The 15211-nt window shown below is 70.7% G+C and carries 14 protein-coding genes; 10 read left to right on the plus strand and 4 right to left on the minus strand.

The window, feature by feature from the left end:
- Nucleotides 1-34: 34 nt before the first annotated feature.
- The 5 genes from ACQPXG_RS46085 (at nt 35) to ACQPXG_RS46105 (ending at nt 7581) form a co-directional block, all read left to right on the plus strand.
- Nucleotides 35-2521 carry a DUF6049 family protein gene (locus tag ACQPXG_RS46085; RefSeq protein WP_433465464.1) on the plus strand — a complete coding sequence of 829 codons (2487 nt, stop codon included), beginning with the start codon at nt 35-37 and terminating at the stop codon, nt 2519-2521.
- Nucleotides 2522-2567: 46 nt separating this feature from the next.
- Nucleotides 2568-4232: a murein biosynthesis integral membrane protein MurJ gene (murJ, locus tag ACQPXG_RS46090; protein WP_433465465.1), complete on the plus strand. Its 1665-nt coding sequence runs from the start codon at nt 2568-2570 to the stop codon at nt 4230-4232.
- 188 nt (nt 4233-4420) lie between these two features.
- Nucleotides 4421-6025, plus strand: coding sequence for a protein kinase family protein (locus tag ACQPXG_RS46095; RefSeq protein WP_433465466.1), 1605 nt, complete (start codon nt 4421-4423; stop codon nt 6023-6025).
- Nucleotides 6026-6193: 168 nt separating this feature from the next.
- Entirely contained in the window at nt 6194-6817 is a 624-nt protein-coding gene (gene sigM, locus ACQPXG_RS46100) for an RNA polymerase sigma factor SigM (protein WP_433465467.1), read from the plus strand.
- Nucleotides 6814-7581 (plus strand): anti-sigma factor family protein, encoded by a 768-nt coding sequence (locus ACQPXG_RS46105; RefSeq protein ID WP_433465468.1) that lies wholly within the window; start codon nt 6814-6816, stop codon nt 7579-7581. Before sigM ends, ACQPXG_RS46105 begins: the two co-directional genes overlap by 4 nt.
- Nucleotides 7582-7663: 82 nt before the next feature.
- Here the strand turns inward: ACQPXG_RS46105 and ACQPXG_RS46110 are convergent, their stop codons facing one another.
- Nucleotides 7664-8236: a dienelactone hydrolase family protein gene (locus ACQPXG_RS46110; protein ID WP_433465469.1), complete on the minus strand. Its 573-nt coding sequence runs from the start codon at nt 8234-8236 to the stop codon at nt 7664-7666.
- A 138-nt stretch (nt 8237-8374) separates the two neighbouring features.
- Here ACQPXG_RS46110 and trxB point away from each other — a divergent pair, with 138 nt between their 5' ends.
- Nucleotides 8375-9319, plus strand: a complete 945-nt coding sequence (trxB, locus tag ACQPXG_RS46115) for a thioredoxin-disulfide reductase (protein WP_433465470.1) — start codon at nt 8375-8377, stop codon at nt 9317-9319.
- Nucleotides 9320-9414: 95 nt separating this feature from the next.
- A complete protein-coding gene (trxA, locus tag ACQPXG_RS46120) occupies nt 9415-9729 on the plus strand; it encodes a thioredoxin (RefSeq protein WP_433465471.1) in 315 nt (104 codons plus the stop codon).
- A gap of 125 nt (nt 9730-9854) precedes the next feature.
- Here the strand turns inward: trxA and ACQPXG_RS46125 are convergent, their stop codons facing one another.
- Complete coding sequence (locus ACQPXG_RS46125; protein ID WP_433465472.1) at nt 9855-10472, minus strand: GNAT family N-acetyltransferase; 618 nt, start codon at nt 10470-10472, stop codon at nt 9855-9857.
- Nucleotides 10473-10733: 261 nt separating this feature from the next.
- On the opposite strand from ACQPXG_RS46125, the gene ACQPXG_RS46130 reads away from it, so the two are divergent.
- Both ACQPXG_RS46130 and ACQPXG_RS46135 read left to right on the plus strand, forming a co-directional pair.
- The gene (locus ACQPXG_RS46130) at nt 10734-11966 is read left to right on the plus strand and encodes a PLP-dependent aminotransferase family protein (protein ID WP_433470174.1); all 1233 of its coding nucleotides are present in this window, start codon (nt 10734-10736) and stop codon (nt 11964-11966) included.
- 30 nt (nt 11967-11996) lie between these two features.
- Nucleotides 11997-12935 carry a D-alanine--D-alanine ligase family protein gene (locus tag ACQPXG_RS46135; protein WP_433465473.1) on the plus strand — a complete coding sequence of 313 codons (939 nt, stop codon included), beginning with the start codon at nt 11997-11999 and terminating at the stop codon, nt 12933-12935.
- Nucleotides 12936-13114: 179 nt separating this feature from the next.
- Here ACQPXG_RS46135 and ACQPXG_RS46140 read toward each other — a convergent pair whose 3' ends face one another.
- Both ACQPXG_RS46140 and ACQPXG_RS46145 read right to left on the minus strand, forming a co-directional pair.
- Nucleotides 13115-13504 carry a PPOX class F420-dependent oxidoreductase gene (locus tag ACQPXG_RS46140; RefSeq protein WP_433465474.1) on the minus strand — a complete coding sequence of 130 codons (390 nt, stop codon included), beginning with the start codon at nt 13502-13504 and terminating at the stop codon, nt 13115-13117.
- A 250-nt stretch (nt 13505-13754) separates the two neighbouring features.
- On the minus strand, nt 13755-14327 hold the full coding sequence (locus ACQPXG_RS46145) for a dihydrofolate reductase family protein (RefSeq protein ID WP_433465475.1): 573 nt from the start codon (nt 14325-14327) through the stop codon (nt 13755-13757).
- 254 nt (nt 14328-14581) lie between these two features.
- Between ACQPXG_RS46145 and ACQPXG_RS46150 the strand changes: the two genes are divergently transcribed.
- The gene (locus ACQPXG_RS46150; protein ID WP_433465476.1) at nt 14582-15169 is read left to right on the plus strand and encodes a TetR/AcrR family transcriptional regulator; all 588 of its coding nucleotides are present in this window, start codon (nt 14582-14584) and stop codon (nt 15167-15169) included.
- The last annotated feature ends 42 nt before the right edge of the window (nt 15170-15211 follow it).

Consider the following 15211-nt stretch of genomic DNA (forward strand, 5'->3'; position numbering starts at 1 on the left):
CCCTGGGCGTGCACGGCGTGAGAGCGGACGCGGCGTGACGACGGTCAAGCGCGCGATGGCGCTGGCCGCACTGCTGCCCTGTTTCGCGATGGCGGCCCCCGCGGCCTTGGCGGCCCCCGCCAAGGCCCCGTCCCAGGCGCGGGCACGCGCGCAGGTCGCGATGGCGCTCACCAAGATCACCCCCAAGAGCGGCACCGCGAACTCCAAGATCGAGATCTCGGGCGCGGCGAAGAACCGCACCGGCCGCCAACTCCCCGGCCTCACCGTGCGGCTGCGCTACAGCGCGCAGCCCGTCACCAGCCGGAGCCAGCTCGACCAGATCTCCAACGCCCAGCAGAACACGCTGCCCAACGTCACCCGGCCGCAGCCGCTCGCGCAGGCGGCCGCCCCCGGCGTGAAACAGAACTGGAGCTTCCGGACGAGCGCCAGGCAACTCGGCCTGCGCGCCCCGGTCGGGACGCCGGGCGTCTACCCGATGCGGGTCGAGGTGCTGAACTCCGCGCAGCAGGTCGTCGGCGGCCTGACGACGTTCCTGACGTTGCTTCCGAAACAGCCGCGCTACAAGCCGGTGGCGGTCGGCTGGGTCCTGCCGCTGATCGACAGGATGCACCGCACGAACGACCGGACGTTCATGGACGACGAGCTCACCGAGGAGATGTCGCCCGGCGGCAGGCTCAGCAGGCTGGTGGACGCGGGCGCCGCCACCGACACACCGGTCACCTGGGCGATCGACCCGGCCCTGCTGGACGACGTCCAGCAGATGGCGTCCGGCGACTACTACGTCAAGGCGCCGGGGGCGAAGAAGGGCGTCAAGAAGGAGAAGAGCAAGGTCGCGGCCGCGTGGCTGACGGCGCTGAAGAACGCGTCCAAGGGCGACCGCTACTTCGTCCTCCCGTACGGGGACCCCGACATCACGGCCCTGGTCCGGCGCAAGACGACCCGCGACATCGGCGTCGCCTTCGACGCGCGGAACACCGGCGTCGCGACGCAGATCCTCGGCCGGCCGCCGGACGCGCACATCGCCTGGCCGGCGTCGGGCGTCGGCGGGCCCGGCACGCTCGACCAGCTCGCCAAGTACGCCATCAAGGACAGCGGGTCGTTCCTGATGAGCAGCTCGCAGTTCGAGGAACCGGCGACGGGGGCGCAGCCGAACGCGACCACCACGCTGCAGACGCACCTGGGCAGCAAGAAGACGCTGCTCTACGACGACACGATCAACCAGATCGTCAGCGGGGGGTCGGGCTCCGCCTCCGGGGCGCTGCTGACCGAGCAGCGCTTCCTCGCCGAGACCGCGATGATCACGGCGGAGGCGCCGAGCGTCCAGCGCAGCCTCGTCGTCGCCCCCGACCGGCTCTGGAACCCGGCCGACGGGCTCGCCAAGAACCTGCTGACCTTCACCAAGGGCGCGGACTGGACGCACGAGGTCCCGCTGAGCACGATCGAGGCCGCCCAGCCGCAGGCCCGCACGTTCCACGGCTACTCCGACGACTACGAGAAGTACGAGCTCGGCGACGCGCACCTCGACCAGACGCGGTCGATCGCGAAGCAGGCGGCGGCGTTCCGTGCGGTGATGACCGGCCCGGTCAAGATCTCCTATGAGCGCGCCGTGCTGCGGCTGGAGTCGGTCGCGTGGCGGACGTCGCAGGCTCGCGCCAAGCGTGCCCGCCGGGAACTGCAGGACGAGCTCAAGTGGGACATGCACAGGGTCCGCGTCGTCCCCCCGAAGAACGGGCGCGTGCTGATGGGCGGCAGCTCGGGCCGGCTGCCGGTGCTGGTCGAGAACACGTTACGGGACCAGTCCGTCAAGGTACGGCTCGTCGTGAGGTCGGAGAACACCGCGAAGCTGCAGCTCAGCCCGCTGGATCCCGAGGACGCGGTGCTGGAGCTGCGGCCCGGGGAACGTGCCCAGCGGTGGATCCCGGCGCAGGCGGCGGGAAACGGCAACTTCCAGATCCACACGGAGCTGCTGATCCCGGACTCGCGCGGACGGGCCTACGGTGACGGCGAGACCATCACCGTCACCGTGACCGGGTACGGGCGTCTTGCGCTGCTCATCACGGGCGGCGGACTTGCCGTACTCTTCGTGGGCGTCGGAGTGCGGGCCAGCAGAGCGAGGCGCCGCCGGAAAGCGGAGGCAGCCGGTGACGGGTCGACCGGAATGGGATCGGCAGGGACGGGAGAACCGGGGGGCGGGCTCCCCGGCCCCGGGCTCTCAGGGCCCGGGCTACCCGCCGCCGAGTTCCCAGGGATATCCGGGGCAGGGCTACCCGGCACAGGGCACCCCCCAGGGACCGGGCCGTCCTCAGGGGCCCCCGCCTCAGGGGCCCCCGCCTCAGGGGCCCCCGCCTCAGGGCCCGCCACCTCAGGGCCCGCCGCCCCAGGGACCCCCGCCCCAGGGCAGGCCGCCCCAGACCCGGCAGCCGGGCCCGCAGAACCCGGCGACCCCGCCGGGGTACCCGGGTCAGCCGCCGAGGGGGAGGCCCCCAGGGACGGCGAGCACCGCCGCCGAGACGGTAGTTGACATCCCTCTCCCCGGCGGAAGCGCGCCCGGCACCGAGACGACGATCGTGGACACGCCCCCCGGCGAGAGCGGGAAGGGCTCGTCCGGCGTCCTGAAGTCGGGTGCGATCATGGCCGTGGGCACCCTCGCGTCCCGCATCACCGGCTTCCTGCGCACCGCCGTCATCGTCGCCGCGCTCGGCACCGGGCTGCTCGCCAACTCCTACAACACCGCCAACACCATCCCCAACCAGATCTACGACCTGCTGCTCGGCGGCATCCTGACCAGCGTGATCGTCCCGCTGCTGGTGCGGGCCAAGCAGCGCGACCGCACCCAGGGCGAGCAGTACGAGCAGCGGGTGTTCACCCTCGCGGTGATCGGCCTCGGCGTCCTCACCGCTGTCTCGGTATTGCTGGCGCCGCTGTTCATCGACGTCCTGGCGAGCAGCTACACCGGCGACCAGCGGGAGGTCGCCGTCCTGTTCGCGCGGTTCTTCCTGCCGCAGCTGTTCTTCTACGGCGTCGGCGCGTTCGCCGGGGCCATCCTCAACACCCGCGGCAGCTTCGGCGCGCCGATGTGGGCGCCGGTGCTGAACAACATCGTGGTGATCGCGATCGGCGGGGCGTTCCTTGCGATCACCACCGGGAAGGTCGACCCGTCCACGATCTCCGACCAGCAGCTCATGCTGCTGTCGATCGGCACGACCGGCGGGATCGTCCTGCAGACGGTCGCGCTGTGGCCGTCGCTGCGCCGGGTCGGGTTCCGGTGGCGGCCCCGGCTGGACTTCAAGCGCGGCGAGATCGGCGAGGTCGGCCGGATGGCCGGATGGACGCTGCTGTACGTCGTCGCCACCCAGGCCGCGCTCGCCGTGGTCACCGCGCTGACGAACCGGGCCGGGAACATCGCCGACCACCAGGGGCTCGGCGAAGGCTACGGCTACACCCCGTACTTCAACGCCTACCAGCTCTTCCAGCTCCCCTACGCGATCGTCGGGGTGTCGGTGATCACCGCGCTGCTGCCGCGGATGAGCCGGTTCGCCGCGGAGGGCAAGACCGCCGACGTGCGCGCGGCGTTCTCCAGCGGCCTCCGCCTCTCCTCGGTGATCATCATGCCGGCGGCGGCGCTGATGCTGGTGCTCGGCCCGGAGATCACCACGGTGCTGTTCGCGCACGGCAACACCACCGCCGACGACGCGCTGGTGATCGCGCGGGTCATGCAGATGTTCGCCATCGCGCTCGTGCCGTTCTCCACCTACCAGCTGATGCTGCGGGTCTTCTACGCCCACGGCGACACCCGGACGCCCGCGCTGGTCGGCCTCGTCGTCACGACGTCCAACATCGCGATGGCGTTCACCGCCTACAACGTCCTCGACGTCAAGTGGATCGTCGTCGGCATCGCGGGCGGCTTCGCGATCACCAACCTGGTCGGCACGGTCACCTGCTGGCTGGTGCTGCGCCGCAAGCTCGGCGGCATCGACGGCCGGCGGATCGTCGGCGGTCACCTGAAGCTGCTCGTCGCGATCTGGCCGCTGGTCGGGTTCGCCTACGCGGCGCACACCGTCGCCGACGCCCTGGGCGGCACCGACACGCTGCTCCCCGCGCTCGTCACCCTCGTCGCCGGATCCGTGGGCGGCGGGCTGCTGTATCTGCTGTTCGCCAAGCTGATGCGGGTCGAGGAGATCCAGACGACCATCGCCACGTTCGCGCGCCGGCTGCCGGGCCGGGCGAGGTGAAGGCGACGACGACGGGCAAAGTAAAAAAGGACGCGCGGCGATAAGGCGGCCACTCGTGCGAGTAACCACTACCATGTGGGGGATTACGGCTTGCGGGGCGACACCCTGGGGAACGCAAAGAGGAGGGTCGGAGGCGTAAGCTGCCACGCCACGAACATGGGATCTGACCACCTGTGCAGGACGTTGCCGTGAGCACGTCAGTCATCGAGCCCGGCACCCGTCTCGCCGGCCGCTACAGGCTTGAGGAGCGCTTCAGCGACTCGGGCGGCTCGTCGCTCTGGAAGGCCATCGACGAGATCCTCGCGCGGGCGGTCGCCGTCCGCACCTTCGACCCCGAGTTCCCCAGGATCGCGGAGGCCGTCACGTCCGCACGGTCGGCCAGCCGGCTGACCGACCCCCGCGTCACCCAGGTGTTCGACGCCGACGACTCGGGCGAGAGCGCCTACGTGGTCAGCGAATGGGTCGCCGGCGAGACCCTGGAGGGCATGCTCGGCAAGGCCCCGCTGGAGCCGGGACGCGCCGCGACCCTGCTGTACGAGGCGTCCGAGGCCATCGCCGCCGCGCACGCCGCCGGGCTCTCGCACCTCTGCCTCACCCCCCGCGACCTGGTCTGGACGACCGGCGGCACCGTCAAGCTGCTCGGCGTCGCCACCGACGCCGTGCTCACCGACCGGCACTCCGAGGACGCCGCCGCGGACGACGTCCGCGGCCTCGGCCGGATGCTGTACGCGGCGCTCACCGCGCACTGGCCCGGCGACGAGGACGGCTCCGAGCTGCCCGCCGCGCCGGCGGCCGACGGCGTCCCGCACGCGCCCCGCCAGGTCCAGGCCGGCATCTCGCACGCCATCGACGCGATCGTGTGCCGCTGCCTCGGCATCGGCCAGGCCGAGCCCCTGGCGACCCCGGCCGACCTGGCCAAGGCCCTGCGCGGCGTCCCGCGCACCCCGCTGCCGCTGTTCGCCGGGCTCGGCCACACCTCGCCCGCGCCGCCGCGGCCGGCCGCTCCCCGCCGTCCCGCCACGCCGTCGACCTCGGCGACCACGCAGCCGCATCAGCCGCCCGCGCCCGAACCGCCGGCGGCGTCGCACGTCCCGCCGCCGCGGGCGCGCGCCCAGCGTCATGCCGCCCCGCCCGCGCCGCCGTCCACATCGACCCGGACGGCGGCCGCCCACGGGCACGCGGCCCCGAAACGTCCGGCCAACCGGGCCCTGCTCGGCGTCGCGGCCGCGGCGCTCACCGTCATCGTCGGCCTCGGCGCCTGGGCGCTGTTCCCCGACAAGAAGGACGATTCCAAGGGCGGCGGAGCCACCGACAAGGGCCAGACGAGCGCGCCGTCCACGCCGTCCGTGGCGAAGCTGAACGTGCAGGGCATCGACCCCGCCCAGCAGTCGCGCCCCGACCACCAGGACACGGCGATCGGCAAGGGCCTCAACACACTGATCGACGGCCGGGCGGGCGGCAACTGGGAGACGCAGAGCTACCACGGCGCCGACTTCGGCAACTACTCCAAGGGGCTCGGCGTCCTGCTCGACATGGGCAAACCCGTCAAGATCGCCAACGTCAAGATCCATTCACCGGTGAACGGCGGGACGCTGCAGGTCAAGGTCGGAGACTCACGGTCCCCAGGCGACCTGAAGGCCGTCGGCGAGCAGGCCCCCAACGGCGGCGAGCTCACCATCACCGCGAACCCGCAGGCCACCGCCCAGTACGTCCTCGTGTGGTTCACCCAGCTTCCCGGCGGGCCGTTCAAGGGACGGCTCGGCGAGATCACCGTCTACGGGTCGGCCGGCTGATCCCGTTCAGCGGGGCCGACATGAGCTGTGACGTGGAGTGGCGCATGTCTGTATCGTGCCTGTGAGCAGATTGTCCCCTCGCCCCCAGGAATCCGTGGTGCCTACCTCAGCAGCCGGGAGCGGGCGCCCGGCGCCGGCCGGGCGTACCGAACGAGAAAGCGGTCGCTCATGACGTCGGTGAGCATGCGTCGCGTCGACGAAGTGCCCGACAAGGAGCTCCTCGCCCGGCACGCCGAAGGGGACCCGCACGCCTTCGCGGAACTCGTCCACCGGCACCGGGACCGCATGTGGGCGGTCGCGCTGCGCACGCTCGGCGACCCGGAGGAGGCGGCGGACGCGCTGCAGGACGCGTGCCTTTCGGCGTTCCGCGCGGCCGGACGCTTCCGCGGGGACGCCGCCGTCACGACCTGGCTGCACCGCATCGTGGTGAACGCCTGCCTCGACCGCATCAGGCGCAAGTCCGTCCGCCCGGCGACGCCGATGGGCGACGACGCGACGTTCGACGCCGTCGCGCCCAAGATGCCGGACCCGACCGACGCGCACGGCGTCTCCCTCGACGTCCACACCGCCCTGGAGCAGCTTCCGTTCGAGCAGCGGGCCGCCCTCGTCCTCGTCGACATGATGGGCTACTCCGTCGACGACGCCGCGCAGGTGATGGAGGTCCCACCCGGAACGATCAAGAGCCGGTGCGCGCGGGGTCGCGCCAGGCTCGCCCCCCTTCTCGTCCACCACCGGAACCGCCGGGAGAGCAAAAACGTCGGAGGTGTGGAAGGAGGTGGCATGCCCAAGTGAACCCCGCACATCTGGACTACGACGTCCTGGCCGACCTGGCCGAAGGATTGCTCGAAGACGACCAAGCCGCCTCCGTCAACGCGCACCTCGATACCTGCGCCGAATGCCGTGAGCTGTCCGCCGATCTTGCGGACGTCTCCCGGATCCTGGCGGAGGCACCCGTGCCGTCCATGCCCGCCGAACTGGCGGAACGCATCGACACTGCCATCGCGGCCGAGTCGATGCACACCGCCACCGTGGCGAGCATGGAACAGCGGCGCGGAAGGCGGCATTGGCGGATTCTCTCGGCGGCCGCGGCCGCGGTGGTCGTGGTCGGCGGCGGAGCGACCGTCGGCAAGATCGCTTTGGAGGGGGCGAGCGGCGACCACGGCAAGGCGGCGGCGCCTGCGCAGGACAACTCCCGTTCCGCCGCCTCGGGAAGCGGTGCCGCCCCGAACGCCGCCCCGGCGGCGTCCTTCACGGTCGCGCACAGCGACACCGACTACCGGCCCGCGACGCTGAGCGCCCAGATCGGCCGCGTCCTGGCCGACGACCAGGAGCTACGGGCCAAGGCCGCGTCACCCGACGCGGACCTCCGGGGATGCGTCAACCGCGTCACCGGCAACAAGATCCCTCTCCTCGTCGACCAGGCGAAGTACGAAGGGAAGCCGGCGATCGTCATCGCCGTGGACAGTGGTGAGTCCGGCAAGCGGAACATCTGGGTGGTGGCCCCGGACTGTTCCGCGCAGAAGCAGCACGTCCTGAAGAGGCTAGAGAACGTTTGACATAGATGCCTGACCGGCGGCCCCGGCTTCTGGACGCCGGTCAGGCGATGTCTCCCGCCCGGTGACGGGTCGGCGGCGCCCGCTAAAGGGACGCGAGGGAGTCGAGGGCGATCGTCCAGGCACGTTCGGCGGCGTCGGCGTCGTAGTCGGGCAGGTCCGGGTCGGTGAACAGGTGGCCCGCACCCCGGTAGCGGAAGACCTCCACGTCCGCGCCCGCCTTGCGCATCTGCAGGTACCAGGCGTTCAGCCAGTCGACGGGCTCCCAGGTGTCCGGGTCGGCGACGTGCAGCTGCACCGGGATGTCGGTGGACGCGTCCTCCGCCATGTCGGACGTGCCGTGCATCAGCAGCAACCCGCCCGCCTTCTGGTCGGCGAACGCGAGATTCTGGGCGATGGAGCCGCCGAGTGAGAACCCCGCGTAGACGAGCCCGCCGTCCCCGATCAGAGGCGCGGCGGCGGCGACGGCGCGGCGCAGCAGCTCGTCCCGCCCGATCTCGTCCTTGATCTCGATACCGGCCTCGGCCTCGTCGACGACACGCCCGTCGTAGAGGTCGGGGGCGTGCACCTCGTGCCCGGCGGCACGAAGCCGCTCGGCCGCCTGGTGCACCGCGGGCCGCAGCCCGTACATCGAATGGAGCAGCAAGATCCGTGCCATGCCCTCACCCTAGAGCGCCCCTGGCAGCGCCGACGGCCCGTCGCGGCGTGCCGGGAATCCCCGGGGCCTAGGATCGGTTGACGCCACTGGCAGGCCGGGTCGTGCGGCACCGACGGCCAACGAGGAGAGGCAAGAACTGTGAGCGACGTCCGTAACGTCATCATCATCGGCTCGGGCCCCGCGGGCTACACGGCCGCCGTCTACGCGGCCCGCGGCGATCTGAAGCCGCTGGTGTTCGAGGGTTCGGTGACGGCCGGCGGTGCGCTGATGAACACCACCGACGTGGAGAACTTCCCCGGCTTCCCGGACGGGATCATGGGCCCGGACCTGATGGACAACCTGCGCAAGCAGGCCGAGCGCTTCGGTGCCGAGCTGATCACCGATGACGTCACCGAGGTCGACCTGACCGCCGACCCCAAGGTCGTCAAGGTGGGGGATGAGACCTACCTGGCCCGCACCGTGATCGTGGCGACCGGGTCGGGCTACCGCGAGCTGGGCCTGCCGGACGAGAAGCGGCTGTCCGGGCGCGGGGTGTCGTGGTGCGCGACCTGTGACGGGTTCTTCTTCCGCGAGCAGGACATCGCGGTGGTCGGCGGCGGCGACACCGCGATGGAGGAGGCGATCTTCCTGACCAAGTTCGCCCGCTCGGTCACGGTGATCCACCGCCGCGACGAGCTGCGTGCCTCCAAGATCATGCAGGACCGGGCGTTCGCCAACGACAAGATCCGCTTCCGCTGGGACGGCGAGGTCACCGCGATCCACGGCGACGACCGGGTGACCGGCGTGACGGTGCGCGACACCAAGACCGGCGCGGAGTCGAAGCTGGAGATCACCGGGCTGTTCATCGCGATCGGCCACGACCCGCGCAGCGAGCTGTTCGCCGGCCAGCTGGAGACCGACACCGACGGATACCTGCTGGTGGACGCCCCCACGACCAGGACCAAGATTCCCGGCGTGTTCGCCTGCGGCGACGTGGTCGACCACGTCTACCGTCAGGCCATCACCGCCGCCGGCACCGGCTGCGCCGCGGCCATCGACGCCGAACGCTGGCTCCAGGACCAGGACGCCGCCGAAACGGCGTGAACCACCCGCAATGACCGCCTTCCGGCCACCGCACGGCCCCCGGTGGCAGCCCCGCGGCCGCGGGGAGGTGTCCGCGTGAGAACACAAGGAGAAGCATGAAAGCCGTGACCGACGCCGACTTCGCGTCCGAGGTCCTGGACAGCGACAAGCCCGTCCTCGTCGACTTCTGGGCGGAATGGTGCGGCCCGTGCCGGATGGTGGCGCCGATCCTGGAGGAGATCTCCAAGGAGCACGGCGACAAGATCGAGATCGTGAAGCTGAACATCGACGAGAACCCGCAGGTGCCGCAGAAGTACGGCGTCATGCAGATCCCGACAATGAACGTCTACCAGGGCGGCGAGGTCGTCAAGCAGATCATGGGCGCCAAGCCGAAGGCCGCCCTGCTGAGGGATCTCGCCGAGTTCATCTGACGGAGCCGCACCCCTGCGGAGCACGAAGACCCGCCTCCAGTCTCCCGCGGCGAGCGCGAAAACGTGTGGCCCGCACTCCATCCCGGAGTGCGGGCCACACGGCGTTCAGAACGCCTCAGGACGCTTCAGACGGGCCGCAGCGCACCCTCGGGGGTCATTGACCCGAGGAGCCGTTCGAGGGCCACCTCGACGTCCTCACGCCAGGACAGCGCCGACTTGAGCTCCAGCCGCAGCCGCGGATACCGGTGGTGCGGCCGGACGGTCTTGAACCCGACCGACAGCAGGTAGTCGGCGGGCACCATGCACCCGCCCTCCTCGCCCTTCAGGTCGCCGAACGCCTCGATCGCCTTCACCGCGCGCCGTGTCAGGTCCTTCGCGACACCCTGGACGAGCATCCGGCCGAGGCCGCCGCCCGCGAACTCGGGGAGTATGTGCGCCGTCATCAGCAGCACCGCGTCCGCGCTCACCGGGCTCGTCGGGAACGCCACGGAACGGGGCACATAGAGCGGCGGCGCGTACATCACGAACCCGGCCGGGACGTTGTCGACGTACACGATCTTGCCGCAACTGCCCCATTCGAGCAGCGTCGAGGAGATCCACGCCTCCTTCTCCAGGCCCGCGTCGCCGCTCTCCAGGGCGCGGTCCCGGCTCACCGGGTCCAGCTCCCAGAAGACGCAGCCGCGACAGCGATGCGGCAGATCATCGAGATTGTCCAGCGTGATGTTGACGAGACGACGCGACACCGGGTCGGCACCCCCTGCTGCGATCCTCGCCCGCCGGCCTGGAATCCGTGGCGGCGGAAGTTCCCGGCAACCATCCGGGACCCGCGGGCATCGTATCGGACAGGAGTTTCCCCAACCCCGCGACTCGCCACACCCAACGGTTCCAGCGCGGCGGCCATGGCGTAGTTTGCAGGGAAGCCATTTCCACCTCGGAGGTGCCTCGTGGAACAGCACTCGCGTACGGATGCCTATGCCGATCGTTACGCCGCCCGTGCCGCCGGCATGGTGCCGTCGGAGATCCGGGCTCTGTTCGCGATGGTCGCCCGTCCCGAGATCGTCTCGCTCGCGGGCGGCGCGCCGTACGTCTCGGCGCTGCCCCTCGACGTCGTCGGCCAGATGATCGGCGACCTCGTCGCCGGCAAGGGCGCCGAGGTCCTCCAGTACGGCTCCGCCCAAGGCGACGAGCTGCTCCGCGAGCACATCTGCGAGGTCATGTCCCTCGAAGGCGTCCAGGCGTCCGCGGAGGACGTGGTCGTCACCGTGGGCGCGCAGCAGGCGCTCGACCTCATCACCAAGATCTTCGTCGACCCGGGCGACGTGGTCCTCGCCGAGGCGCCCTCCTACGTCGGTGCACTCGGCACGTTCGCCGCCTACCAGGCCGACGTCGTTCACGTACCGCTGGACGAGGGCGGCCTCATCCCGTCCGCGCTCCGCGAGACGCTGGCCCGGCTCCGCGCTCAGGGACGCTCGGTCAAGTTCCTCTACACCGTCCCGACGTTCCAGAACCCCGCGGGGGTCACGCTCACCACCGCCCGCCGCGCCCAGATCCTCGAAATCTGCGCCGAGTACGACGTGCTGGTCGTCGAGGACAACCCGTACGGGCTGCTCGGCTTCGACGGCGAGCCCATGCGGGCCCTGCGCGCGGACGACGCGGAGCGCGTCATCTACCTCGGCTCGTTCTCCAAGACGATCGCGTCCGGTCTCCGCGTCGGCTGGGTGCTGGCACCGCATGCGGTGCGGGCCAAGCTCGTGCTGGCCGCCGAGTCGGCGATCCTGTGCCCGTCGAACTTCTCCCAGCTCGCGGTCCGCGAGTACCTCGCCACGCAGCCGTGGCGAGAGCAGATCAAGGACTTCCGGGAGCTGTACCGGGCCCGCCGCGACGCGATGCTGGAGTCCCTCGACCAGCTGATGCCGGACGGCTGCACCTGGACGCGTCCCGCGGGCGGCTTCTTCGTCTGGCTCACACTGCCCGAAGGCCTCGACGCCAAGGCGATGGCGCCGCGCGCGATCGCCGAGCGCGTCGCGTACGTCCCCGGCACCGGTTTCTACGCGGACGGCACCGGTCACCGGCACATGCGCCTCTCCTACTGCTTCCCCGAGCCGCACCGGATCCGCGAGGGCGTCCGCCGGCTCGCCGGGGTGGTGGAACAGGAGATCCGCCTCCGCGACACCTTCGGCGGAAACATCGGCGGTGCCACCACCGGCGTCCAGACGCCGGGCCCGGACGTCGTCTGACCGTTTCACGTGAAACAAGGGGCATCAGCAGTGGAACTCGGGCATGTCGTCGTCCTCGCGGGGGGCCTCTCCTATGAGCGGGAGGTGTCGCTCCGGTCCGGACGGCGCGTCGCGGACGCCCTACGCGCCCGCGACATCCCGGTGGAGCTCCGCGACACCGACGCGACGCTCCTGGACGCCCTGACCGACGACCCGCCGGACGTCGTGCTGCCCGTCCTGCACGGCGCCGCGGGGGAGGACGGCTCCATCCGCGACGTCCTCGAACTCCTGGACGTTCCCTATGTCGGCGCCCGTCCCGACGCGTGTCGCGTCGTTTGGGACAAGCCGACCGCCAAGTCCGTCGTCCGTCGCGCCGGCCTGCGGACTCCCGACTCCGTCGCCCTGCCGAAGGAGGTCTTCCACGACCTCGGCGCCGCCTCCGTCCTGGACAGGATCGTCCGGAGCCTTGGCCTTCCGCTCTTCGTGAAGCCCACCCGTGGCGGCTCGGCCCTCGGCGCTTCGGTCGTCCGCGAGCCGTCGGAACTGTCCGCCGCCATGGTGGGCTGCTTCGCCTACGGCGATGCCGCGCTCGTCGAACGCTACGTCTCCGGCACCGAGGTGGCGGTCAGCGTCATCGAGCTCGACGGCGTCCCCACCGCGCTCCCCGCGGTCGAGATCGTCGCTCCGGGCGGCCTCTACGACTACACGGCCCGTTACGACGCCGGTGACACCGAGTTCGTCACCCCGGCTCGTCTCTCCGCGGAGGCGACCGCCCAGGCCACCGCCGCCGCCGTCACCGCCCACCGGGCCCTGGGCCTCCGTGACCTGTCCCGGACCGACCTCATCGTGTCCTCGGACGGCGAAGTCCAGTTCCTGGAGGTCAACGTCGCCCCCGGAATGACCGAGACCAGCCTTCTCCCCCGCGCCATCAGCGTCGCCGGCCTGGACCTCGGCGAAGTCTGCGAATCCCTGCTCCAGGCCCACGTCTGACCTTCGAAGGCCGGCTGGGGACCACCTCGTCCACTGCTCCGGCGACGACCGCTGAACGGCGGTCTCGACGGGCCCGATCAGATGATCGCGGCCAGGAGGCCCATCGGCCCGGGCGGGGTGGACCTCAACGGAGGATCGGTACGGAACTTGACGGTCGATCGTGGGTACCCGGCCCTACCTCATACCGCGCGGCTCGCTCGCGGCCCGTCCAGATTCCACGAGACGATCTTGGTGGGGGTGATCCTGATGACCTCTCGCGACATGCCGGGTATGGGCGGCTCCTGGTCGGTGAGCGCCACTGCCTCGCCCCGGATCTCGATGCCCCGCGGCGCCCACGGATCGACCGTCGCCAGGTCGTCCACGACGAACGCGACCGTGCTGCCCTGCTGGACGTTCCGGAACTTCTTCGTCCCGCCCAGCGCGCCCCCGCCGATGACGATCGTGCCGGTATCGGCGTCGAGGAAGAAGTTGGTCGGGTTGTTCTGCACCTGCCCGTCGGGAGAGACGGTGGCCAGCCGCCCGAGTTGCTGGGTGGCCAGGTAGTCGAGTTCGGCTTGAGTGAAGGTCATATGTGCCAGTCCTTCCGTTGCTTCTGATGTGGCGATCGAAGCAAGTCTGCCTTTCTGGCTCGACGCCTCGCTTCGGGGGTGGCCAAGGCGGGTCGAAGGAGGGCCGGCTGATCAGTTCGATTGAGATGCCCTGCGGCTGGGGCGAGCTCGTCGTGCGGGATCGCCGTGGTCAACGGGATTCCCGGTCGGGTCCTGCTCGTCGCAGCCATCGAGCCGGGCAGTGGCCGTGCCGGCACGTCCGAAAGGCGCGCTAGGCCGCCTTCACGTACCTCGATATCACCGCACCCGACTCGAACACGCGGGTCTGCGCCTGCGTGAAGCGGTCCGGGTGGAACGGGCCGTCGAAGAGCGGGCGGCCCGAGCCGATGATGAGCGGGTAGCGCTTGAGGACCAGTTCGTCGATCTCGTCCCGCAGCACGGCGGCGAGCCTGCCGCCGCCGCACAGCCAGATGTCCATCCCGTCCTGGTGCTTGAGCTCGCGGACATGGGCGGCCGGGTCTTGCGCGACCACGGTCACGCGCTCGTCCGTGGCGGGCAGGGTGCGCGAGAAGACGTACGTCTTCAGCTGCGGGTACGGATCGGTGATGCCGACCTTCAGCGCCGGCTCGTAGGTGCCGCGGCCCATCACCACCGTGTCGAAACGCTTGTTGGGCGCCCCCGCCACCCCGACAGCCTCCCGGAAGGCTCCGGGGACGGTCTCGGGCTGCTCGGCGTTCATGGCCGCGGTCACGTCGGGCTCGATGGGGAGGAAGTCGAATTCGTCGCCGGGTCCGGCGATGAAGCCGTCGAGAGTGACGCCGACGTAGTAGGTGAGCTTGCGCATGTGGGCCTCTCTTTCGGTGGGGACTCGCTGACCGGCCGCCGTCGGTCAGCGACGGGTGCCGGGCTTGGGGAGCGGGCGAGGGCGGGGCAGGGAACGCGGCATCGGGGGGTACTGCGGGCGGGGCCGGCGCTTGGTCTGAACTCGCATCTCGGATTCCTCCTACCGGACTTCATCTGAGGTACTCTGTTTGCAGTGGTTAGAACATAGTACTGCATATGCAGTGGTGTCAAGCTTGACGATCGCCAGGAGATGAGATGCGACAGAACACCGCCCGCCGCACCGCGCTACTCGACGCCGCCATCGAGGTCCTCGCCGAGGAGGGGTCGCGTGGACTCACCCTGCGCGCGGTCGACAAGCAGGCCGGTGTCCCCACCGGCACCACCACCAACTACTTCGCAAACCGGGCCGAGTTGCTCCGCCAGATCATGGCCCGCACCCACGAGCGCCTCACGCCGGACCCGGACGCGCTGGCCGAGACCATGAAGGCCGAGCCCACCACCGAGCTGACCGCCGCCCTGCTGCGCCAGCTGCTGGAGAGGATGCGAGCCGACCGCAGCAGCCACCTCGCCATGCTCGAACTGCGCCTGGAGGCCACCCGCCGTCCGGAGCTGCAGGAGGACCTCACCCGCACCTTCACCGCGATGCTGGACGCCAACATCGCCTGGCACCTGGACGCCGGCCTACCCGGCGACCAGGACACCGTGCTGCTCCTCTACACCGCGATGCTCGGCGTCATCGTGGACGACCTGACGGTCCCGGGGCTGCTGGAGCCCCACGGCATCGAGAAGATCATCGACGCACTCGTGCAGCGAAGCCTGCCCCCAGAACAATCCACCCCCTGACCGAACATCAGCCGGACCCGGGTGACGGGCACGCACATGATC

Source organism: Spirillospora sp. CA-128828 (assembly GCF_050945415.1).
Lineage (GTDB): Bacteria > Actinomycetota > Actinomycetes > Streptosporangiales > Streptosporangiaceae > Spirillospora.